Origin of the sequence: Campylobacter showae (assembly GCF_963515975.1) — a bacterium.
In the GTDB taxonomy this organism is placed as follows: Bacteria; Campylobacterota; Campylobacteria; order Campylobacterales; family Campylobacteraceae; genus Campylobacter_A; species Campylobacter_A showae_F.
The window spans coordinates 1-23,868 of the sequence record NZ_CAUPZM010000011.1; the positions used below are offsets into that span (position 1 = coordinate 1).

Below are 23,868 nucleotides of genomic sequence, written 5' to 3' on the forward strand. Positions count from 1 at the left end.
GGCGTTTTTAGCGACAAACCGCCGTTTGGCTACGTCGATAAAGAGGGCAAAAACCAAGGCTACGACATATACTTCGCCAAACGCATCGCAAAGGATCTGCTAGGCGACGAGAGCAAGGTTAAATTTGAACTCGTAGAGGCGGCGGGCCGCGTAGAAGTGCTAGTCGCGGACAAGGTCGACATCACTTTGGCAAATTTCACCAAAACCCCCGAGCGCGCCAGAGTCGTTGATTTCGCGCTTCCGTATATGAAGGTGTCGCTTGGCGTAGTTAGCCCGGACGGCGCGGTCATAAAAAGCGTGGACGAGCTAAAAGGCAAAAAACTAATCGTCAATAAAGGCACGACCGCGGATGCGTATTTCACGAAAAATCACCCTGACATCGAGCTTATAAAATACGACCAAAACACAGAAACCTTCGCCGCTCTGGTCGATAAAAGAGGCGCGGCGCTAGCGCACGATAATGCACTGCTTTTTGCGTGGGCTAAGGAAAATCTAGGCTTTACCGTCGGTATCGAAGCTCTAGGCGACGTGGACGTAATAGCGCCTGCGGTTAAAAAAGGCAACAAAGCGCTGCTTGAGTGGCTAAATAACGAGATCGTAGAACTAGGCAAGGAAAATTTCTTCCACAAAAACTACGACGCTACACTAAAACCGATCTACGGCGATAGCGTAAATCCGGAATCTCTCGTCATTGAAGGCGGGAAGCTGTAAAAATAGAGGGCAACTTAGCCCTCTATTTTAAATTTCTTTTTCTTTATTTATCCTATTTTTTATAGAATCATAAACAAGAACTCCAAAAATTGAAAGCATCAAGCTTGACAAAAATGCGATCGCTATAATAATTGCCTTTTTTGGCTTAACTGGGTTTCTTGATACGACTATATCGGAAACTATTTGAGTATTTTGATAGTTATAGGGATTAAGCGAAAGCTCAACGAGAGATCTTTGGTCCAAGAGTTTATTTAGCTCCTCTATTTGTAAATTTACCAGCTCTCTTTGTAGTGTCGGCAACCTATCGTTTATTATAGTATCCTTTTCAGCCTGCATATTCTCTAGCTCTACACTAGCGAGCCTATCCAATCTATCTTGTGCATTAGGTTTGGTTTGCGTCAGCAACACCTCTTTTTGTTGCTCAAGAGATATTATGCTTTGTTCCAAATTTGTAATTTGACTATAAAAACCCTGCTCCAGCATTTGTTTAAGTATTAAATTTTCGCCCATCTTTATATTTTTATTTGCTTGAAGTTCTTCAAGTTTGGCCTCATACGCCTTTAGCCTTTGTTTGTTTAGTGCGATATTTGTTTCTACAGATGGTATGTTTATATTATCTATCACGGATATGTTTCGTTTTGCTTCAGGTATGGTAACCTCGCGCATATATGTTATTTGCCTGTCTATACGCGGAATTTGTATAGACTTTAAATATTCCATCTGCTGTTCTTTTGCAACTACCGTATTATTTTTTAGAAAATTTATTTGACGATCAATATTTGCAAGCTGAACCCTCTTGGTTTCTAAAAATGCATCAAGAATACTACGATGCTCATCAGCCAGATCGCCCACTATTTTATTCACCTGCTCTTTGGCAATATCGTTTGATACAGCAACAACTTCTATATTTAGAAATTTTTTATTATTTTTCTCTTCAGATATTTTTTGTACTCTATACTCAACCCCCTCGACATCTTTTTGTAAATTAATATATTTTACGGTTAATTTTTGTACAACTTCTGCGGTATTGGCCAATAAAACCTCTTCACCTTTGTCATTTTTATAGTATCCAGTTTCAACTAGTGCGGCAACTTTATACCAAGGAGTAGTTACGGAAGCATACAATACAGCCATTAATGAAGTAGTGCCGGCAACCAAAAAAATAAACTTTTTATAACCCCACATCTTCTTAGCCAACTCAAACAAATCTATCTCGTCATTCAAATTTTCTGATTGCATTTTCATCCTCGCTAATTAGTATATATTTAAGATATATTATACTAAAATAGTAATTAAATTTCTACTGTGTTTAAAGGGTGACTTTGTCTTTAATAATTCTTGGAGAAAAATATCATTTCGACGACTTGGAGTTTATTAAGGTTAATAAAAAATTTAAAAAGATAGATTCTATAAAATACAAAAATAGAGACTCCAGAGAAGTGAGAAAAGATATAGAAAGTCTATTAAAGCAAAGTTTTTATAAATATTTGGTAATAAACACAAAAGTCTATGTAGACCCCAAAATGATAAAATATCTCACCTTACTTCAATTTCGCCTACAAAAGAGAAAAATCCAAATAATAACCATAGAAAATTTTTTAGAAAAATTTCTATACAAATGCTACATACCGGACGACAACTCCGATCTAAAATTTTTAGCCGATATAAGGCCCTACAACAAATTTGAGTTTTGCCTAAAAAAAATAATAGACTATACCGGCGTGAGTATTTTATTTTTAGTGCATTTTTTTGCTAAATTTTTTATAAACCATAAATTATCCGTAGAATCTCCCGGCTCATTATACTTCATACAAAATAGGGTCGGACTAAATGCAAAAACTTTTAAATGCTATAAATTCCGTACAATGCATGAAAATTCATACCACAATCCTTATACGAGCGAAGACGATGATAGAGTTTTTAAATTTGGTAGATTTATGCGAAAAACCAGGATAGATGAGATACCGCAATATAAAAATATCCTAAAAGGAGATATGCACCTAATCGGGCCTAGGGCAGAATGGGATATACTAGTCAAAAACTACGAGAAAGAGATCCCGTACTACAATGAACGGCATTTGGTTAGGCCGGGCATAACAGGCTGGGCGCAGGTAAATTACCCATATGGATCAAATATTTATGATACCAAGCAAAAACTAATGTATGATCTTTATTATATAAAGCATTGGTCCTTATGGCTTGAGCTAAAAACCATAACAAAAACGATTTTAGTAGTGGTCGGCAAAAAAGGGCTTTAGCTTTTAAGACAAGGTTTTTAAAATCTCAAGCATAGTTTTAGCTAACTTTTTTCTATCATAGTCGCTTGCAAGCCTTAAGCAACCAGCCTTACATTCATTATAAAAATCAACGTCTGTTAAAATATTTAACTTTTCTAAAAAATCCTTCTCATTTTCAGGCTCAAAGCACGCCCCTGCGCCATATGCTTCTAAAATTTCTTTAGCCTGTCCTTCTACGCCCAACAAGACGGGTCTTTGCATGGCGCTTGCTTCAAAAATTTTAGACGGAATTACGGTTTTAAAATTATCGTCTTTTTTTAAGGGCGCAAGCATTGCGTCACAAATCGATAAAAATCTTGGTACCTCATCTTTTGACACCGAGTCCAAAAATGTTACATTTTTTAGGCCAAAATCGGCGGCAAGATTAACTATTTTTTCTTTTACCGCGCCGCCCCCCACAAATAAAAAGTGAAATTTCTCATCTTTTATTTTTGAGATAGTCGTTATTATGAAATCCAAGCTATGCGCCATGCCGTGAGTGCCTATGTAGCCTACGATAAATTTATCTTTTAACCCAAGTTGATTTAAAAGCTCTCTATCCTTGTCTCTGGGGACAAAAAGATCCAAATTTGAACCGTTAGTTATAACTTTTATTTTATTGCCATCCATTCCCCTTGCTATCAAATTTTGTCTAAAGGCCTCAGTAACCGCAATCACCAAATTTGAGCTTTTATATAGACCAAGTTCGATTTTTTCTAAAATTTCTATTATTTTACCCTGCTTCATGGCACCCACAGTTTTAATCGACTCAGGCCAAAGATCCCTAAGCTCAAAAACCCAGGGTCTTCTTTTGATTTTTGCCAAGCCGCATCCCGCCCAAGTAGTAAAAAACTGCGGAGACGTAGCGACTATTACGTCAAATTTCTGAAAAAGTCCGACAAAAAAAGCCATAAAAGCAAAGCTAATATAATCAAGCACCCTCTTTACAAAGCCCTCATTTTTACTCATATAGCTCCACACCCTGATCACGTCTATGCCGTCAAATTTTTCTCTTTGATATAGCTTATTTTTGTATCCATTATAAACTTTACCGTGAGGAAAATTCGGAAAGCACGTAAGCACGGTCACCTCTACGCTCTCATCCTTTATCCATTCTTTTATATGCTCGTACGTCCTGGTTGCCGGAGCATTGACCTCGGGAGGAAAGTTATCGGTTATAAATAAAATTTTCATATAGCTATCTTTAATTCTAGTTCTTTCGCAAAGCAGATCTCCAAAACAAATGCGCTTTGAAGCTTATTGTATCCTAGCGCATACATGCATTCTTTTATCTGAAAATCTTTGTCTTCTAAATTTATGTATTTAAATATCTCTTCTTTTGTGATACTTGGGTGAAAATGCAGCCTTGAAACAGCCTGCGTATTCTTATTTAATCCGTCATTTATAGTTATGAGATTTTCATCAAATTTCCAGCTTCTGGTATGTAAAATTCCAAATTTTTTATATCCGTCATGCGTTACGCTAACAAAATTGTCGCCCGTCTTCATATTTACTATTTTAGCTCTATTTGCAAGCCTAAAAGAACCCCACGTATCGCTACTGCTACAAGAATTTATCTCTATGGTATTATGGGCGCGGGTACTTTTTTCATACGCCCTTCTTTGATTGTTTTCGTAGGTACTAATGCCACAATCCACAATAAAAGGCTTGCCGTCAATATAAATTTCAAAAGAAAACGTATCTGCATGCGTATGCCCTGCTATATAGCTAGCTTTTACGTCTGCAACATCCAAAACGCACTCATATCTACCCCTGCTTACTTTTTTATATCCGCTAGCAAAGCTAGACGCCTCAAATTTATCAATACCTAAATTTTTAGCATATAAGAAAAGATCGCTTGAGGTCGGAGCAATACCGCTTGTGCTATCGTTTAGCATTGGTATATCGCCGTTTTTATAAGTGATAGCCTTTAAGTAGCCCAACATCAAAATAGCTTTTTCTTTTAAAAAATTTAAAAAAACAAAATCTTCGCCGTTATTTTGTATCAAATTTATAACATCAAGAAGCCTAAAAAGCATAAGCTGATGATACATAGGGCTTAACTCGAAATGAGCGCCGTCTGATAAAATTTGCTCGTTCAGTTCGTCATAAAGTATCTTTTTGCCTATATTTTTTAAGTTATCGTCATTAAAATAATACCCTCCAAAAATAAGGCTAAAACCATTTTCCAGCAAGTGATTCCCAAGCAGATGATACTCTAAGTTGTCGAGCAAAATGTAGTACTGAGCATAGAGGCTATCATTTATGGCGCTATCGTTTATGTCGTATTTTGTTAGAAATTTTATCCATTTCATGGCGCGCAAGCTTATAGGAAACGGCTCCAAACCGTCCTTTGCAAAAGGAATTTTTCCTATAAAATCGTATATCAAGCGCACATCGTCTTTTTGATTTAAAAATTCAAAATAGTTAAGATTATAAGTCCAAAGCTTGCCGTAGCTACTAAAATTCCAGTCGATTTTATCTTTAAAATCATGGTCTAAATTTAAAAAACAAAATTTAGAACCGTCAGCAAAATCGGTATTTTTAATGCTCTCTCGCAAATTAAGCTTCACGGCTTTTGACGGTCTTACAAGCTGGTACTTAAATCCGGTAGTCTTTCTAAATTTAGCTCTTAAAAAATAAAATAATCTATAATATACCTGAATAAATTTTAGATATTTTACCGTATTTAAAAGCCTAAAAATTTTATCCATCTACGACGACCAAACCGTTTGTCCTCAAGGATTCTAATATCTTAAAGGTCGTTTTTGTCGTATTATAAATACTTTCAAATTCTATGGCGTTTTGGCCGTTTTTTACCGATTCTTTAAATGCAACAAATTCCCCGACAAAACCCTTATCCTGATTTGAACTTTTTTCGGTCGTAGTTTTGCCTCGTCTATATACTTTAAGCTCTCTAAAATCATTAAGCTGCATACTAAAGCCGTTACCAAATAGCTCTATATGCTCTTTTGGCATAGCGCTATCGCCATATGCATAGTAGCTTATCGTAGCAATGCTTCCATTTTGGTATTTTAAAGTTATGCTTACGTTATCTTCATCTGGTATGGAGTGGTCATTTTTACTTAAACTAGTTGCGTGAACGCTTTGTACTGCGCTGCCCATCAAAAAACTACAAGCGTCTATAAAATGGCAAACTTCACCCACTATTCTACCGCCGCCTATATCGGCATCTTGTATCCAAATTCCTCTTGGTATAACGCCTGCATTTATTCTATAGTTTATCGCCACCTGACCTTTTATCTGCTCTTTCATTTTTCTTATCATCGGAGCAAAGCGCCTGTTAAAGCCGACCTGCAAAATACTCTCGCTACGATAGGCCTCTTTTATTTTTTCAAGCTCGCTTTCGCGTATGCAAAGCGGTTTTTCTACAAAGCAGTGCTTTTTTGCCTCAATCGCCCGCATAACTTTAAAAAAATGCTCGTTGTGCCTGGTTGTTATAAATACGCTGTTTATCTCGCTATTTTTAAAAATTTCATCGCTATTGGTCGTAATATATTTAAAATCATACTTCTTGCCGGTACCTTCAGCACTCACTCCGGTCGCAGTGCAAAGCCCTACAAGCTCTATGTCGCTAATCTTTTTTAAATTAGGCAAAATGACGGACTTAGTGAAATTCCCGGCACCGATAAGCCCTATATTTAGCTTGTCTTGAGATACGATTTTATCGCTTCTTTTAACCACTTTGTGATCATCTAAATTTATCTCATTTTTATAGTTTAAGATAATGCCTAAATATTTTTCCTTTATTCTGCCTTCTAGCAAATCATAAGCAGTCATGGCGTCGTCAAAGTCATATGAGTGCGTAATAAGCTCTTTTGGGGTTATTTTACCGTCTTCGATGAGTCCCAAAAATGCCTCAAAATTTCTTTGCTCCGTAAATCTGACCAAATCATAAGGATAATCAAGCCCCTTTTCTTCATAATCAGGATCGTACCTGCCCGGCCCATATGCCATGGATAACTTTATATCGAGTTCTTTTTTATAATAGCTATTTCTAGGAACATCCATTCCGACCAAGCCGACCAGCACCACCCTGCCCCTCATGCGGCTTATCTCGGCCGCATCGATAATAGGCTGGTTTGAAGATGTGGAAGCCGTTATGATAACTGCATCAGCGCCATAACCATTTGTGAATTCGCTAGTCTTAGCTATCAAATCAGAAGCATGGCAAACCTCGTCGCATCCTATTTTTTTGGCCAAATTTAACTTATCTTGATCTATATCGCTACCTATAACCTTGCAGCCGTTCGCCTTTAAAAGCTGAACCGTAAGCTGACCTATGAGGCCAAGCCCTATAACCGCCACTTTTTCGCCTATTAACGGAGCCGTTTGCCTAATGCCTTGCAAAGCTATCGCGCCTACAGTTACGAAAGAAGCATCTATATCGTCTACCTTATCCGGTATTTTTACCATCAAATTTTTAGGCACGTAGTTTATTTCAGCGTGGTTTGCATATCCGGCACCTCCGCAAGCCACCCTGTCGCCTACATTTAGTCCGCTTAAATTTTCTCCGACTTGCACTACCTCGCCAGCCAAACTATACCCAAGCGGTATCGGCGTATCAAGCCTTGTAAAAACCTTTTCGAGGGTGTTTTTCACGCCCTCTTTTTTCATCTTATCCAATACCTGCTTTACCAAATCCGGTCTATCTTTTGCTTTTGCTAGCATTGATTTTTTAGCAAAATCAACCAGCATTTTTTCAGTTCCGGCACTCACAAGACTTACGTTTGTTTTAATCAGGGCACCGTTTTTGTCGCATATTGGAGCCGGTACGTCAAAAAGCCCAAGCTCGCCCGTTTTAAATGATTGTATTAGTTGCTTCATCTACTATTTTACTCCATTCGCTATCTAAGTCAAATACTCCGCTCACTTCCCTATCAATAACCATATCCTTTATAAATAACATCAGTAGCGTAGAAATCTCGATTTCATTCCACTCTCTCTTATAGTCATTTATGGCAAATGGTTGCAATATGGCATTTTTATGCCCCACATCTTTTGGTCTATATTTCTTTTTAATTAATTTTTCTTTTTGCCAAATAGTCATTAACCTAAAATCATCTATCTTGGCAATTGTTTGATCATATTGAAAATTTATCGTTTCATTTATGCCCTCAAATGGGTCACTTCTTGCAGTAAGAACAATAGAAATAAGATCATTTAACTCAGTTGTTATGGTTATCGCTATATTGTCATCAAATTCATCTGCATTACTATAAGCTATTGATATAATATATTTTCTTGGCAACCGTCTCCAACAAAATATATGAATCGCCAAATCTATCCAATGCCCAACATTGCCACATATCCTAGTGCCCTCTTGTGGCTCCCTATACCAATGATTTTTATCTATAAAATGCCCAGATATAAAACAAGATAAAGTTATTGGCTTTTTTTCGAATATCTTTATTGCTTTTTTTAAATCCATAATTGCACCAGAAAAAGGCCTATTATAGCCAGCATAAATACTTACATTATGTGTCGATACGCACCTTACGAGATCTTTTAGTTGCGAATGAGTAACAGATATTGGCTTCTCTAAATAAACAATTTTATTATTTTTTATCGCCTCTATTGCGTATGTTGTGTGACTAAAGTGATTTGAAGCTATATATACAATAGCTATTTTAGGGTTAGAAAAAATATATTTAATATCCGGAGTATGTTCCAGATTGTAAAATTTTTCAAAAGAGACTTGATTGTTTTTATTGATATCGTATGCCGCTAAAAACAAACTTGGAGCTTTTTTAAAAACAAAATAGCCAATTGTAGCAAAACCAAATTGCCCACAACCAATTAGTCCAATGTTTTTAACTCTCAAAGTTGGCAAAAAAATATTCAATACCCTCAATCTGCCAAAAATCTTAAAAAGTGTTCTTTCAATACCATAAATGCAAATATATCTAAATACTTTTTTGAGTCTTAAGATCATCTATATAGTCTTTTTTCTAATCCAAAATATTGCATAACTTTAGCACCAAAATTAATAATATTTATTTTACTTTTATAATCCAAATATGTTCTATTATCCCCCTTATATATTTGCCACAATTCATCACTTGTTAGATTTAATTTTTTGGCAACAAATTCAAATTCTTGCAATAATATATCCTCTGGCAATTCACTTCTTGATATGCGGCCAAGAGCCTCTTCTCTCGTCATTTGACCAGTCATAATCAGGCTTGAAAAATGCGCCCGCCTCTTTTCAATATTATGTTTTTTTGGTAACCAAAAATCCTCATAAAATCGTGTAAATCTAGAATCATGGTGTTTATGCTGAAATTTTTCAAATCCATATAAATCATAAAGTTTGGCTTCAGCGTCTTTTTTCACAAATGGTATAAAATCCAACGGCTTTACCACCTGCATTCCAAGCATATATCTATAAAAAATTTTATAGGTAAGAATATCTATAATTGGAAATTTCTTTAATTTAATCTTGCCAAATTTACTGTGTATGTCTCTTATTAGTGTAGAATCTATGCCTGGATAGGCTCCCCATTCTTGAGGCTCCTTGCAACATTCAGTAGAATAATTACCGCCCGTCAATATATACTTAATATTATTTTTTCTCGCAAACTTATATAAAGTTGAGAAAAATGCAATATCTTGAGGCATATCTTGGTCTCTGATCTGCGATTTCAAAAAAGCAACCTGAAGATCTCTCATTTCATCCCAATCAATTGTCTCCGTATGAAGCTTCAAGCCAAGCCCCTTAACCATTCTTGCTATATTTTCCTCCGCTTGCTTCATATTCCACCCAGCGTTCACATGGAGCAAGAGCGGCCTTAGCCCCATTATTTCTTTTGCAACATAAGCAGTATACGAGCTATCCAATCCTCCACTAAGTCCTATTATACAGTCAAAATCATTATTTTTGTTATTTCTTTTTATTTTTTCTGCAATACGCATTAAAGCATCGAGCCTACCCTTACCATAATTCCATTCGGGCAATATATTACTTTTAAAATTTCTACAATGATCGCACTCTCCATTTTGATCAAAGACTATTTTTTCATCAGTAGTATCCATTATGCAATTTGTGCAAATTTGATATTCTCTATTTTTCACTCCATCTTTCCTTTTTATAATATTACTGCCATTATCAAATATAATGACCCTTATTAGTATTTAGTAAAATTAACAATATATATTTTATCCTGACCATCGCTCCAATTTGACAGAAGCATTATAACAATTTTATCATAAATTACTCTTTTATCATGCACACTACCGCCTACTCAACAACAGTTGCTTAATTTAATGTTTAAAAACTTAAAAATAAAATACAAAATCACGAATGAAAAAAATATTGGCAAAAATATCCCCAATGAAAAAAAAGAATATATTGGAGAAAAAATAAACACGGAACTTATTATAGCCAAAGCAACGCAACTAATAAAATTCTTATTTCTTAGTAACAGAATAGTATTGTATACAAACAGCAACACCAAAATTGCCACAATTACCAAAGCTCCAATTGGTCCAAAATCATAATACAATGGCAGCAATAGGGTTGCGTAGTTTCCGCCCAGCTCCCACTCTTCTAAAATATCACCTATAGTAATGATGTTAAATCCGAGCTTGTTTAATATCATTACTATAGGATAAAATTCCATAGATCCAAAATAGTAAGCGTTTGGTGGCAAATTAGAAACCAATCCCAAATCTAGAATATACAATGAGTGCGTCAGATAAAATACAAGATATAAAATAAAATATGATGCAGTACTGATGATTTTACTTTCCGAGTATATTAAATTCACCCAAAAGTCACTAAATTTTATCTTATAAAAATATTCGTTTAATTTAATCCTATCAATCATGCTAATTCCATTATATTCATCTCTTGCAATAAAAATATACAAAAATACTATCATAATTAAAATAGCGCACACAAATATACCTATTTTGTTTATAGCAATTTTTCTAGCATTGGCAAACCTTATAAAATAAAAACACAAAAGTATCATGATAAATGAGACAAAAATTGAATTTCGACCACCGCCAAACAAAAAAGTAATATCCCCAACGACAAAAATAAATCTAGCCAAATTTAACTGCACAATAGATAACCTATCATGCTCCCACATTGAAAACATTAAAAGTAATATATGAAAGCCAGATAAAGATGTGACCAAAATACCAAGCGGAGTCCCAGAAACAATACTTCCATTCATTGTTTTTTCTCTAAGCTCAATAGATGCAGACGCATAATTGAGACTGATATTCAAACTATCTAGCTCTATTAAAAACCTAGTAGTTGCAATAATTATATAAAATATTGAAATAAACAATAAAAAATAATATATTTTATTTATGCTAAAATTTGGCGCATTATATACTCTTTTAAGTTTTTGCCTAGTTGTAAATAAAATTATAGATATCATATAACAAAACACCACAAAACAAACAAAAAACAATACAACAAAAATAGTTACTTCACTCAGCGGTTGCCAACTAATAAACAAATTTCTGATACAAATATACGACAACCAAATAAATACAAAGAAGTATAGTGGATATAATAGTTTCTTATTTATTTTCATTCCTCAATCTTCCTATTAATAGCCACATAAAATATAATGCAGAAAAGTTAAGCAATACTCCAGTTTTTATCAAAAAGTATATATATTCTAATTCAAATCTCACAAATAAATATGATAAAGCTATATTAAATAAAAAAAGGGAAAACATAGCCCATACAATTTTTTTAAAAAAATCGAGATAAAGCGCAATAGAAGATATTGTATTTATTGTGAAATAATTACCCAGTAAAATAGCCATAACCAAAGAATAGCAAGCTATGTTGTCAAAATTATACATACTTGATATACCAAAAATAAAAAATACAAACAAAATTAACAGTATCAAAAATATCTTATAATTATATATTAATTTATTTTTAAAAAAAATAAAATTTACATCATGCCCTCTTTCGCCTATATCGACGACATTGGTATAAGCTAGTGTCGATAAAGCAAGAATAATAAATTGTATCAAGTTGTATGCCAATGAGTAAGTTGCCAAATCTGCACTATAATACTCCTTAGCTATAAATCTATCGCAAAAGAAAAAAAGCATAATCAAGATAGTTCCAGCATTAATTGGAAAACCTTTTTTTAGCATTATGAAATATTTTTTTATATCTACATTATTACTTTTATACAATTCTAGCTTATTATAGGCAATTAATAACCACAATAGAAACGCCAATATCATTGAGAAAAATAAAGTATTTATTGTTTTTCCATCGTATCCACCAACATAAAATATGGCAACAGAAATAACCAAAAAGATAGAAATAAGCGGCTTGAGCCCAAGTGCCAATACAAACATCTTTTGAGTTTGAAGTTTTTGCTCCATAAATACACTTAATACCATCAAGAAACACAAAACAACAAATAGTATATTGTCAAAATAAACCCATGCAATTGGCACCACAACTATCAAAGCATAGATGGTGCCAAAAATAACCAATTCATTAAAATAATTGCTTTTCAAGTTATAATTGCAATACAAAAAGCCAGACGAAACGCCAAGCATAAGGAATGGCGATGAAAATATAATAAATTTATAATACTCAAAAATTGAATATAATTCCTTCTCAATAAACGCTGGCAATACCAGCACCTCAATGGCCAAAAAAGAATACATAAGGTACCTATAAAAAATTAGCTTCAATCGCTAGTCCACCTTATAGTATTCGACAGTACTTTTTTTATAAGCTCATCTTTATCCTCTTCTTTTTCAAGATAAACTTTTTCATATTTATTATTTGTTCTTTTATCATAGTAATAATTCGAACTAGCAAAATAAACATTTTTTCCATTAACTAATGCTTCTATACCAGTGCTGCCAGTCCACACAAGAAAATTATCAAATGTTTTCATAACATCCGATGTTTTCATAAAAGGGTCAAGTATGACTACATTTTTTATAGAATTAAGTTTTTTGTATAAATTTATATCTTGTCTAAAGCACATAGCGGGGTGTTCTTTTAGGTATACACTCCATCCATTATCAGAAAAATACCTAACAGCTTCTACTAGAGATGTAACATAATCAACATTTTTAATATCGTCAGACCAATACTCTATGGTTGCTTCTGGATGGTAGTGCATTGGGATATAGATAGATTTTTCAGCAATAGCTATATTGTTCCTAAAAAAAGAAAAAGGAAATAGCTTGCCAAATTTATCAATGGTGGCAGAATACGGTGTGCTAGCATAGTCATACTTGTAGTCTCCAAATAGCTTGTGCCTTATAAGATAAAAAATAATATACTTTATTTTATATTTAAAATAATATAGCAAGCCACTATAAACGGCCTTACTTTTTAGAATGGCCATATGGGACTTAAAATCACCTGTTAATTTTTCCTTCAATAGAACAATTTCTTCATTTGTCACCTCTCTAAAAATATTAAATTCTCCATAAACAGTTACTCTCTTATAACCACCTATAAAAAAAGAAGAAATACCAGAGATAACACATTCATAAAACTTTGCAATTCTAATCAATACATCCATAACATAATTATCAACTGGATGAACTATTAAATACTTAAAACTATTCTTCGAAAGTATCTCTATGGAAGATTTTGCGACCTTTAAAATAAGCTCTTTAGCCTTTAGAAATTCTATATTTCTAAGTAGTCTATCTTTAATAATAATTTCAGTAAAATTAATATATTCTTCTATAATTCGCCAATCATCTGTAGTCAAATCACAAATCTCATACTTATTTAAATCTATATAAAAATCACAAATAGGATAGTCTGATATTGTAAAATATTGATCTGACTTAAAATAATCTTTTGCAAATTTTAAAGTCAGATCATTTTCCTCTTTGTTTCTACTATAAAACACTAAACACTTACTTCCAGAGCTCATATAATCCCTTTATTTTTTCATAATCAGCAGGTAGTCCCATATCTATCCAATAGTCTGTAATTTCAAAACCTTTCGTTATTTTACCAGCATTTCTTACAATATCAAACAAGCTAGGCAGATCAAAAAACTTATCTTTTGGTACATAATTCAAAACTTCGGGATTTAAAACATATATGCCAGTATTTATAAAAAATTCCATTATAGGCTTTTCTTTCATTGCTTCTATGGTGTTTTGATTATCTATCTCGACTACCCCATAAGGTATCTGATGACTATCCCTTCTTATACACATAGTGGCTATGGCATTTTGTTCATTATGGTATAATAAAAGCGCATCATAGTCTAATAATGATAAAACATCTCCATTTGTTACAAAAAAAGACTCATTTAACTCCATATCAATCAAGCTCAAAGCACCTCCCGTACCAAGTCGCTTCTTCTCTTCAAGATATTTTATCTCTATACCAAATTTACTACCATCTCCAAAATATTCCTTTATTACATCAGCCTTGTAATTTACGCTCAACATAAATTTTGTAAACCCATAGGATACAAACATGTCAATAATATGTTGCATCATAGGCTTAGTTCCTACTTTTAACATGGGCTTAGGAGTATCTTTTGTGAGATCGCCCAGTCTAGTACCCAACCCACCAGCCATAATTACAACCCAATTTGGCTTTAAACTAAAATCTATATCATCAAGAGCAACTATTTTAACAAATCTATCTTGGTCATCAACGAGTGGCATGTGTCTTCTGCGAATCTGCTTCATATAGGTAATCACCTGGTTTTTTGAAGAGTTTATATGAAGCTTGTAGGGATTTTTATTTATAATACGCTCTAGATCCAAACTATTATTTAAAATAGCCTTTCTTATATCTCCATCCGTTATGATACCTAGTAGTTTTTGATTTTTATCAACTACAGGCAACACACCATTTCCATTCAGATCGAGCAGTCTAATTGCATCATTAAAATTTATTTTATCACTAAGTATTAATACATTATTCATCTATAATTCTTCCTTTCTACCAAATAACTACAATACTTACTAAATTTAAAAATTACAAAATTTCCAGATATTAATAGAAACAATATCCATAAAATATTATATTCATAAATAGTTTCATGAAATATCGATAATAATAATAATGGAAAATGAATAACATATAAGGTATAGGAATACTTTGATATAGTATAAAAAAAATCTTTTAGATATAAACTTGTTTTTGACAAATAGATAGAATAAAACAAAACCATAGTAAGTGAAACTACGATCATTGTTCTGTAGCCCGAACTTGTATAAGGCTTAAAATAATTAGCCCTAAAGAGCAGTAATCCAAATAAAAATATCAACACTATAAACAGTATTTTTTTTAGAGTATAAATATTATATTTTTTAGAATATCTAATATAATATGATAGCACACCAATAAAAAATACTATCATTAAATACAGAAATTGCTTATTGTGAAAATGCAACTGAAAGTATACAATAACAGCAAAGATAACAATAGATATATTTCTCTTAGAATTATTTAAATTATAATTAATAAGAAATAATGAAATAGTTGCCAGCAGTACATAAAAATAAACTTCAAAATTTAACGACCATAGCGGTCCGTTCATAGTTATGCTGTTTATGCTTGGGATAAAGCTATTTAAAAAAAGAAAATTATAAAATATCAACTCCCAATCATATCTTGCTTGATCTCTAGCTACATATTTGGATTCTGGCAGCCAATATTCGCTCCCGTTTAAAGAAAAATATTGTATGCAAAATACAACCAATATACTCAACAAAAATGGAGGCATAATTCTATTTATTCTTTTTCTTGCAAATTCACCAATATCTATTTTTTTATTATTCTTTAAATAATTTAAATGTAAACTCGAGGCTATAGAGTATCCAGAAATTAGAATAAAACCCACAACAGAATACGCAGCTATGAATTGAACCATACCCAAAACAACGCTAGTCTCACTATAAAATAAAGGCAATAATAATATTTGATACGTATGGGCAAAAACTACCAATGTAGCAAAAAAACCCCTAAAATAATTTAAATTCTCCTCATACATTAATAATCTTTTTTTCTTGCAATAAAAATTCTATATACCTAAAATCCTCCAATGTGTCTACATCTATAGATCGATTCCTTGGCATTACATAGGCATATGAATTATTACTATAGTATTTTTTTTGCTTTATCAAGTTGTAATCAAAAACAAATATCGCACCATTTGGAAAATAACTTTTTCTAATTTCTTGACGATTTAAAAGATTTTCATTAAATATATTTTCAAATTTTCCATCCTTTGTAATATATTTATGCCACTCAACAGGATGGTATTCTTCAGTATAGCTAATCACGCTATCTGCATTTTTGTCCTTAAAAAGCTTAATCGCACCATCTATATCCTCTACCGTTCTCATCGGAGATGTGGGTTGGAGTACTACGAAATTTTTAATATCATAGCCAAAACATTCGTTTAATCTATCGATTGTATATATATAATTATCAATAGCTTTTGCATGATCACTAGCTAAGTGATCAGGTCTTAGAAAGTAACTTTTAGCCCCGTACTTTATAGCAACACTTTCTATTTCTTTGTAGTCTGTAGAAACTATAACTTCGCTAATATTCTTTGACTTTAAAGCCTCTTCTATAGTATACGCGATCATTGGTTTCCCAAGCAAATCTTTGATGTTTTTACCGGGCAACCCTTTTGAGCCACCCCGTGCTGGAACTATGGCTATCATGATTAAACAATATCCTCTTTGCTTAATATATGATCATATTTTAGATCTTTATTTAGCACTCTTCCTATCACAAAATCAGTCATTTCCGGCTTTATTCCAGTTCCTGGTCTTTTATAGTCTATATCAGTATATTTTATAACATCACCTTTTTTCATATCTCTTGCTAAAACTATGCTTCTTCTAAATTCTTGCTTTTTTTCATCTGTTTCCGTGGCAGTAATCCTAAAGGATCCCATGGCTTCATTTATTCTTTTTGAACCCTCAACTATAATTTTCATTTCATCCTTATTGGCTGAAACTTTATGATCCCAACCCTCCATATTTTTATCCAATGTAAAATGCTTCTCTATCAAGCAAGCCCCCAAAGCCACAGATGCTAAAGGTATGGCGGTTCCCAAAGTATGATCCGAAAAGCCTATCGGGTAATCAGGATAAGCTTTCATAAGTGTTGTTATATTATTTAAATTTACATCACTATCCTTTGGGGGATAAGTTGAAACACAATGTAATATTACAATATTTTTGTTTCCAGTATTTTCTATGGTTTTTATAGCCTTATCAATCTCATAAAGCTCACTAAGTCCGGTTGCCAGAACCATAGGTCTATTTTTTTTAGCCAAATATTCCAAAAATGGGTAATTGTTTAAATCCATAGAGGCAACTTTTATAAACGGTGAGTTTAATTTATCCATTAAGAAATCAGCCTCTTTTTTACTAAACGGCGTAGATGTGCAGTCAATGCCTATTTCATCTGCAAATTTTTTCATTTCCAAAAGCTCTTCTTCGCTTATAGCATAAGCATCTACTATTTCTTCAAGAGTATAATCTGTTCTATTTCTATAATCATCGGCTATAAAATAATTATCTTCATATTTTTTTCTACTAAATATTGTATCTTTAGACCAGCTCTGAAATTTAACACAGTCTGCGCCAGATTCTTTAGCCTGCATAATAAGCCTTTTGGCCAACTCCATATCACCATTGTGGTTGGAACCCAATTCAGCTATTATATATGGTTTACAAAAATTGTAAACATATTTTGCTTTTGTTAAATTTACTTTCATACCAATATTCCTTTAAATCAACTCCCACCAAAGCGGATAATTTATATGCCTCAAATCAGCAAACCCAATATCATTCAATTTTTCTAGCTCAAAAATATATTTAGGATAAACTTGCTTTAAACTTTCATAGTGTTTTCTTTTTACATATAAAAATTTTTGAAAAACTACTTCTGTTAATTGTCCAAGTCCAACCATGTTTTTTTCATACTGCCTATAATAGCTAACTGTTTCATTTGTAAAAATTGCTTTTTTGTCATCAAGCAACATATGCGAAAATATATACCAATCAACAGCAAGTATATTTTCATCTATTAGTATTTTATCCAAACACTTTAGCCCCATTGCGCTATTCGAAAGACCAAATATATTTTTGTCTTTTATAAATTCAAAATCAATAATTTGCCTGTTTCTAACCCTATTCGACAAATATCCTTCATCATAAATACCAGTCTCATCAAAAAGACTTAAGTCATTTACGACAATATCGTTATCTTCAAGCAATTCGAGTGATTTTTCTATACGGTTTTTAGCAAAATAATCATCACTATCTCCAAAAACTAATATGTCATAACCTTTTTCTATACAATAATTTATTCCCCACTCCCTATTTTTAGCAGGAGTATTTGAATATTTAAGCTCAACAATGCTTAATTCTTTACTATATTTTCTTGCAATGTCTTCGAAACCATCAAAACCATCATTTACAACTACAATATCAAAATTTTTATATGTTTGTTCTTTGAGTGAATTAAAAAAATCAATTAAATATAGCCTGTTCGCAGGGAAAACAGTTGTTAGAACTGCTGTTCTCATTTTACCAAACCTCCCGCCTTTATAAAACCACCTATTTCCACATATTCTTTTGAGACAGAATTACTTCCAAAAAACGTATTTTCTTTTACTACCACCCCGCCGTTTATCACGCTGGCAGTCGAAATATGGCAATTATCTCCTACAATACTATCATGCTCTATTAGTGCTTTTGTATTAATTATGCAATTTTTTCCTACTTCAACATTTGAATTTATAAGCGCATGATGAAAAACTACACTTCCTTCTCCTATCTTAGAATATCTTGATACATAAGCTAGGGGAGATATGATAACAGGCATATTAAAACCTATTTTTTTTGCTTTCACAAAAAGACTTACTCTTAAAGCATTTGATTTTATGTGCCCCATAGAGATGACCGCATTTTTGCAAATTTTAAAAACTTCACTCAAGTCATTATCGCAACCGATAATTTGATAGCCTAAAACTCTTTTACCGATATTTTCTTTTGTGTCTATAACGCCTATTATCTCGTATTTGTTTTCTTGCTCTACTACGTCTATTACGCTTTTGCAGTGACCGCCGCCGCCGATTAGAACTATCTTTTCTTTCATAGTATCACCGAACTAGGGATATTAACGACTCTTTGCTCTAAAAATTTTGCGTTTTCCAAATTTGCCTTTTGGCAATTTCTATACATATCAAGCTCATTCATTAAGCGCCAAATCGGTCTTGTCATCACGCCATTTTTATTTGAAAATTCCAAAAAATCATCTCTTTGCACAACGTCACCAAAAACAATAGCTTGCAGCCAGTAATTTGATTTCGCATTTTTTGGCTCTTCTACAAATTTTATATTTTTATTAGCAAAGAATTCTTTATATTTGTCGGCCAAATCTCTTTTTGATATTAAAAATTTATCGAGTTGCTCAAGCTGCGCTATAAGCAAAGCGGTGTTTAAATTTGGAAGGCGATAGTTATACGCCGCTTCATCATGCACGTATTCGTAAGCGTGTGGTATTTTGGCAGTAGTGGTAATATGCTTTGCTCTTTTTGCTAAATTTTCATCATCGGTTACTATTGCTCCGCCGCCTCCGCTCGTAACTATTTTATTGCCGTTAAAAGAAAAAGCTCCGACTTTCCCAAAAGTCCCGGTATGCTTACCTTTGTAATAACTACCAAGACTCTCTGCTGCATCCTCCACCAATACTATATGCCACGCATCGCAAATTTCTTTTATTTCGTCTATTTTGCAAGGATGGCCGAAAGTGTGCATCGGAACGCAGGCTTTCACCCGTCTGCTCGTAGTCTTATTTATGCACTTACTATCTATGATTTCGCAATTTACCTCTAGAAAATTTTTCAAAGCTTGCGGACTAAGCCCCATGGTGTCCAAATCTACATCCACAAATACAGGCCTTGCGCCTATGTAGGATATCGCATTGCAAGTTGCCACAAACGTAATCGGTTGAGTTATAACCTCATCGTCTCTTTTTACGCCCGCCAAGATCAAAGATATGTGAAGTGCAGACGTGCCGTTTACGGTAGCCACGGCGTATTTACTACCGACTATTTTTGCAAAATCCTTCTCAAATCTGTCCACGTACTGCCCTACGCTTGATACAAAAGTAGATTCTATGCAGTCATTTAGATATTTTTTTTCATTTCCTATAAATCTAGGCTCGTGAAGAGGTATAAATTTGTCGGTATTAAATGTTTTTCTTATAAAGTCTATTATCTCTTGCATTCTACATCTTTCCGTCTAGGTATTTACCGGTATCTTTGTATCCAAAATCAGGGATTAGTTTAAAAAATTCTCTCACGATATCATCTTTTGTCCAAGATAAATTCTGCTTGTACTTTTTAATAGCTGCTTCGAAATTATTTAAAAGGTCTTCGTCATATAGCAGGTCGTTTTTTATGATGCCGATACTTTCAAATTTATCCATATCCAAAATTTCTTTATCGGTAAAAAACTCTTCAAAATCCTTCTCGCCGGTCGTGTCGCTAGCAGTAAATAAGCATGGATACTTACCTGTTTTAGGCAAAGTCTTGGCCAGCTCTCTCGCCTCGTCTTCATCCTCGCACAAATACGGCTCATATCCTAAATTTTCCAAATATTTAACGGCTATCTCTGAAAAAGTTATGAGATGCAAATTCTCGCTTAACTTCGGAAAGAAAATATCTCTATTTTCCCCAAATATACAAGACATCAAACAAAGTTCTCCGCTTTCTTGCGGTGTTACGAAATATCTTTTTACGTCATTTGGCGCTACAATGGGCTGGTTTTTTTCGATCCTTTTATTAAACCCATGAAGTAGCGAACCGTCGCTAAAGGCTACGTTAGCAAATCTTGCCATAGAGACATCGATTTGTTTTGATTTTCTCATCACAAACATCTCCATAATTCTCTTGCTTGCGCCCATCATATTTACCGGATTTGCGGCCTTATCCGTACTTACGCAAAAATATTTTTTCGTACTGTTTTCTATTGCCTGCATTAACGTCTTATCGGTGTTGAAAATATTCGTTTCGCACATACGCATAAGAGTAAATGGGTCTTTTTCGCTTCTTACATGTTTTAAGGCCGACAAATTTAATATATAATCATATTTTCCATCATATTTTATGAAAGCGTCGTATTCATCGCTTCCGATATCAAGAGCAAATGTTTTAAAATCACCGTCTATATACCCAAAACTACTCCTAATATCTCTAACCAATTCAACCATGTTGTTTTCAGAAATATCGACGACGTGAAGTTTTTTAGGATTTCTTTTAAATATTTCTTTTGTTACGGCCTGGCCGATACTGCCGGCTCCGCCTATAACTAGAAAGGTAGAATTTGAAACTATTTTCAACAACTCATTTTCAAATTTCCTAATATCGGCATAGAAAAGCTCGTTTGTGCGCCCTATTAAATTTAAAATGCTCATTATTTAAAAACTCCGCAAAAATCCAAAACTTCTTTTTCAATTTTTAGCCCTTTAAATTCCTTATGTCCGACTAAAAACACGATAATATCAGAAATTTCAATAGCCTTTTTGTAGTCAACGATCTCAAAATCTTTGTGAGTCTTAATGTTTGGCTCCACAGCAATCACGTCGACACCTTCCGCGATCAAGCATTTGGTTATATTTAGCGCAGGCGACTCTCGCAAATCGTCGATGTCTGGCTTAAAAGCAAGCCCCATGCATGCTACTTTTGGCTTTCTACTATTTTTTAATTCAAATTTCAAAGCGGCGTTTTTGATCTTTTCTATGCTCCACTCTGCTTTGTGATTATTGACCTCTCTTGCGGATTTGATCAGCCTCGCTTCATAGCCGCCCGCATGCACTATAAACCACGGATCGACCGCTATGCAGTGCCCGCCTACGCCGCAGCCCGGGCTTAAAATATTAACTCGCGGATGGCGATTTGCTAGCGAGATAAGCTCCCAGACGTTAATGCCGAATTTATCGCACAAAATGCTAAGTTCGTTTGCAAAGGCTATGTTTACGTCGCGGAAAGAATTCTCGGTAAGCTTCGCCATTTCGGCGGTTCTTGCGTCCGTTTTTAAAATTTCGCCTTTAACGAACGTCTTATAAAATTCCGCCGTTTTCTCGGCAGACTCCCTACTTAACCCGCCCACGATCCTATCGTTTTGCGTGAGCTCTTTTAAAATTTTACCGGGCAAAACCCTCTCCGGGCAGTGAGCTATATAAATTTTACTCGTATCTACGCCGTTTTCTTTGAGGATTTTTTCCACCATCTCCGTCGTACCCACAGGAGATGTGGATTCTAAAATTACTATATTTTCATTTTTTACGTACGGCGCTATTGATGCCGTAGCGCTTGAAACATAATCCAAATTTGGCACAAAACCATCACGAAACGGAGTCGGAACGGCTATGATAAAAATATCGGCAAAATCGGGCTTTATGTCCGCCCTTAAATTTTCGCTACTTATAGCGCCTTTTACAAAAATGTCAAGCTCGGGTTCAACAATGTGGATCTTGCCTTGATTTATCGTGTCTACGGTACTTTTTACGACATCCACTCCGTGCACTTTGTAGCCTTTATTTGCCAAAAGCGCGGCTGTTGGCAGACCTATATAGCCAAGTCCAACCACGCAAACTTTTTGTCTCATTATCGCTCCGATCTTAATTTTTTTACAAATTCCACTATTTTAGCGCATGTATCTCCATCTCCATACGGACTTCGCGCGTTAGACATTTCTTGGTAAATTTTACCATTATCAAGCAAAATTTGAGCTTGCGATACTATATTTTCCTTATCAACGCCAACGAGCCTAACCGAGCCAGCTTCGATAGCTTCAGGTCTTTCGGTAGTATTTCTCATTACAAGCACGGGCTTACCTAAACTAGGCGCCTCCTCTTGTATCCCGCCGCTATCAGTGATGATAAAATATGATTTACTCATCAAATAGACAAACTCATCGTACTCAAGTGGCGAAACAAGATGGACATTTTTTATATTTGACAAAATATTTTTTACAGGCTCTTGTACGTTTGGATTAAGGTGCACGGGATAAACTATATCAATGTCCGGATTTTTAGCAGCTAGGCATTTTAAGGCCTCACAGATATTTATAAAGCCCGCGCCAAAATTTTCTCTCCTATGTCCGGTTACGAGTATGATTTTTCTATCAAAATCTAAGTTAAATTTTGAGTTAAGAGAGGCTAAAATTTTATCTTTTAGATTTACGTTTTGCTCGATAGTTTTAAGCAGTAAAAACAAAGCATCGATGACGGTGTTTCCTGTTACTACGATATTTTTTGGGCTCTTATTTTCTTTTATAAGATTTTCTTTTGATAAATTTGTAGGAGCAAAGTGATAGTTTGCGATTATGCCGACTAGTTGCCTATTTATCTCCTCCGGAAACGGCGAATAAATATCTCCGGTCCTTAGCCCGGCCTCAACGTGAGCCACCTTAATCTGCTTATAAAAAGCAGCCAAAGACGTAATGCTAGCAGTCGTAGTATCTCCGTGCACAAAGACTATATCGGGCTTAAAATTATCTAAAACATCTCGCATTTTTAGCAAAATCCTAGACGTCAGATCGTACAGATCCTGCCCCGCTTGCATAATATCCAAATCATAATCAGGCACTATCTCAAATATCTCTAACACCTGATCAAGCATTTGTCTATGCTGAGCCGTAACACAGACCTTAACGTCAAATTCCTGACATTTTTTAAACTCTTTTACTAAAGGAGCCATTTTGATAGCTTCTGGACGAGTACCGAAAACGATAAGTATTTTTTTCATAGTATCCAAAGAATAACCAATCCTATAATTGAAGTTTCAAAAGCAAACATATTATTCTATAGCCAAGACCCAAATTGTTTTGCTAAAAA

At 34.1% G+C, this 23,868-nt stretch carries 21 protein-coding genes; 2 read left to right on the top strand and 19 right to left on the bottom strand.

The annotated features are described in order from the left end of the window. The coding region (locus RWM02_RS05260; protein ID WP_314069736.1) for a cysteine ABC transporter substrate-binding protein at positions 1 to 711 on the top strand (711 nt) is incomplete at its 5' end. A gap of 27 nt (positions 712 to 738) precedes the next feature. Here the strand turns inward: RWM02_RS05260 and RWM02_RS05265 are convergent. Beyond that, a complete protein-coding gene (locus tag RWM02_RS05265; RefSeq protein ID WP_314069739.1) occupies positions 739 to 1,950 on the bottom strand; it encodes a Wzz/FepE/Etk N-terminal domain-containing protein in 1,212 nt (403 codons plus the stop codon). A gap of 284 nt (positions 1,951 to 2,234) precedes the next feature. Here RWM02_RS05265 and RWM02_RS05270 point away from each other — a divergent pair, with 284 nt between their 5' ends. Then, entirely contained in the window at positions 2,235 to 2,969 is a 735-nt protein-coding gene (locus RWM02_RS05270) for a sugar transferase (protein WP_314069741.1), read from the top strand. A 3-nt stretch (positions 2,970 to 2,972) separates the two neighbouring features. Here RWM02_RS05270 and RWM02_RS05275 read toward each other — a convergent pair whose 3' ends face one another. The 18 genes from RWM02_RS05275 to wecB all read right to left on the bottom strand — a co-directional run bounded on the left by RWM02_RS05275 (position 2,973) and on the right by wecB (position 23,779). After that, positions 2,973 to 4,181: a glycosyltransferase family 4 protein gene (locus tag RWM02_RS05275; protein WP_314069744.1), complete on the bottom strand. Its 1,209-nt coding sequence runs from the start codon at positions 4,179 to 4,181 to the stop codon at positions 2,973 to 2,975. Beyond that, positions 4,178 to 5,548, bottom strand: a complete 1,371-nt coding sequence (locus RWM02_RS05280) for an alginate lyase family protein (protein ID WP_314069746.1) — start codon at positions 5,546 to 5,548, stop codon at positions 4,178 to 4,180. The genes RWM02_RS05275 and RWM02_RS05280 overlap by 4 nt, the downstream gene beginning before the upstream one ends. 145 nt (positions 5,549 to 5,693) lie before the next feature. Beyond that, positions 5,694 to 7,835 carry a bi-domain-containing oxidoreductase gene (locus RWM02_RS05285; protein WP_314069749.1) on the bottom strand — a complete coding sequence of 714 codons (2,142 nt, stop codon included), beginning with the start codon at positions 7,833 to 7,835 and terminating at the stop codon, positions 5,694 to 5,696. After that, entirely contained in the window at positions 7,810 to 8,943 is a 1,134-nt protein-coding gene (locus tag RWM02_RS05290) for a Gfo/Idh/MocA family protein (RefSeq protein ID WP_314069752.1), read from the bottom strand. Before RWM02_RS05290 ends, RWM02_RS05285 begins: the two co-directional genes overlap by 26 nt. After that, positions 8,940 to 10,082, bottom strand: coding sequence for an N-acetyl sugar amidotransferase (locus RWM02_RS05295; RefSeq protein WP_314069755.1), 1,143 nt, complete (start codon positions 10,080 to 10,082; stop codon positions 8,940 to 8,942). The genes RWM02_RS05290 and RWM02_RS05295 overlap by 4 nt, the downstream gene beginning before the upstream one ends. Before the next feature lie 170 nt (positions 10,083 to 10,252). Continuing rightward, positions 10,253 to 11,560, bottom strand: coding sequence for an O-antigen polymerase (locus RWM02_RS05300; protein WP_314069757.1), 1,308 nt, complete (start codon positions 11,558 to 11,560; stop codon positions 10,253 to 10,255). Next, a complete protein-coding gene (locus RWM02_RS05305; RefSeq protein ID WP_314069758.1) occupies positions 11,547 to 12,668 on the bottom strand; it encodes a hypothetical protein in 1,122 nt (373 codons plus the stop codon). The genes RWM02_RS05300 and RWM02_RS05305 overlap by 14 nt, the downstream gene beginning before the upstream one ends. A 23-nt stretch (positions 12,669 to 12,691) precedes the next feature. Continuing rightward, entirely contained in the window at positions 12,692 to 13,906 is a 1,215-nt protein-coding gene (locus RWM02_RS05310; RefSeq protein WP_314069760.1) for a hypothetical protein, read from the bottom strand. Next, entirely contained in the window at positions 13,890 to 14,921 is a 1,032-nt protein-coding gene (locus RWM02_RS05315; protein WP_314069763.1) for a nucleotidyltransferase family protein, read from the bottom strand. Before RWM02_RS05315 ends, RWM02_RS05310 begins: the two co-directional genes overlap by 17 nt. Continuing rightward, positions 14,918 to 15,991, bottom strand: a complete 1,074-nt coding sequence (locus RWM02_RS05320; RefSeq protein ID WP_314069766.1) for an acyltransferase family protein — start codon at positions 15,989 to 15,991, stop codon at positions 14,918 to 14,920. The genes RWM02_RS05315 and RWM02_RS05320 overlap by 4 nt, the downstream gene beginning before the upstream one ends. Next, positions 15,984 to 16,673, bottom strand: a complete 690-nt coding sequence (locus RWM02_RS05325) for an acylneuraminate cytidylyltransferase family protein (protein ID WP_314069769.1) — start codon at positions 16,671 to 16,673, stop codon at positions 15,984 to 15,986. The genes RWM02_RS05320 and RWM02_RS05325 overlap by 8 nt, the downstream gene beginning before the upstream one ends. Positions 16,674 to 16,675: 2 nt before the next feature. Continuing rightward, positions 16,676 to 17,737, bottom strand: a complete 1,062-nt coding sequence (locus tag RWM02_RS05330; RefSeq protein WP_314069772.1) for an N-acetylneuraminate synthase family protein — start codon at positions 17,735 to 17,737, stop codon at positions 16,676 to 16,678. A gap of 12 nt (positions 17,738 to 17,749) precedes the next feature. Next, complete coding sequence (locus RWM02_RS05335) at positions 17,750 to 18,550, bottom strand: glycosyltransferase (RefSeq protein WP_314069774.1); 801 nt, start codon at positions 18,548 to 18,550, stop codon at positions 17,750 to 17,752. Then, entirely contained in the window at positions 18,547 to 19,122 is a 576-nt protein-coding gene (locus RWM02_RS05340) for a PglD-related sugar-binding protein (RefSeq protein ID WP_314069777.1), read from the bottom strand. Before RWM02_RS05340 ends, RWM02_RS05335 begins: the two co-directional genes overlap by 4 nt. Continuing rightward, positions 19,119 to 20,255, bottom strand: a complete 1,137-nt coding sequence (locus RWM02_RS05345; RefSeq protein ID WP_314069780.1) for a LegC family aminotransferase — start codon at positions 20,253 to 20,255, stop codon at positions 19,119 to 19,121. The genes RWM02_RS05340 and RWM02_RS05345 overlap by 4 nt, the downstream gene beginning before the upstream one ends. 1 nt (position 20,256) lies before the next feature. Next, positions 20,257 to 21,447 (bottom strand): UDP-N-acetylglucosamine 4,6-dehydratase, encoded by a 1,191-nt coding sequence (locus RWM02_RS05350; RefSeq protein ID WP_314069848.1) that lies wholly within the window; start codon positions 21,445 to 21,447, stop codon positions 20,257 to 20,259. Beyond that, positions 21,444 to 22,637, bottom strand: a complete 1,194-nt coding sequence (gene wecC / locus RWM02_RS05355) for a UDP-N-acetyl-D-mannosamine dehydrogenase (protein WP_314069783.1) — start codon at positions 22,635 to 22,637, stop codon at positions 21,444 to 21,446. The genes RWM02_RS05350 and wecC overlap by 4 nt, the downstream gene beginning before the upstream one ends. Next, the gene (gene wecB, locus RWM02_RS05360) at positions 22,637 to 23,779 is read right to left on the bottom strand and encodes a non-hydrolyzing UDP-N-acetylglucosamine 2-epimerase (protein WP_314069786.1); all 1,143 of its coding nucleotides are present in this window, start codon (positions 23,777 to 23,779) and stop codon (positions 22,637 to 22,639) included. The genes wecC and wecB overlap by 1 nt, the downstream gene beginning before the upstream one ends. Between the last annotated feature and the right edge of the window lie 89 nt (positions 23,780 to 23,868).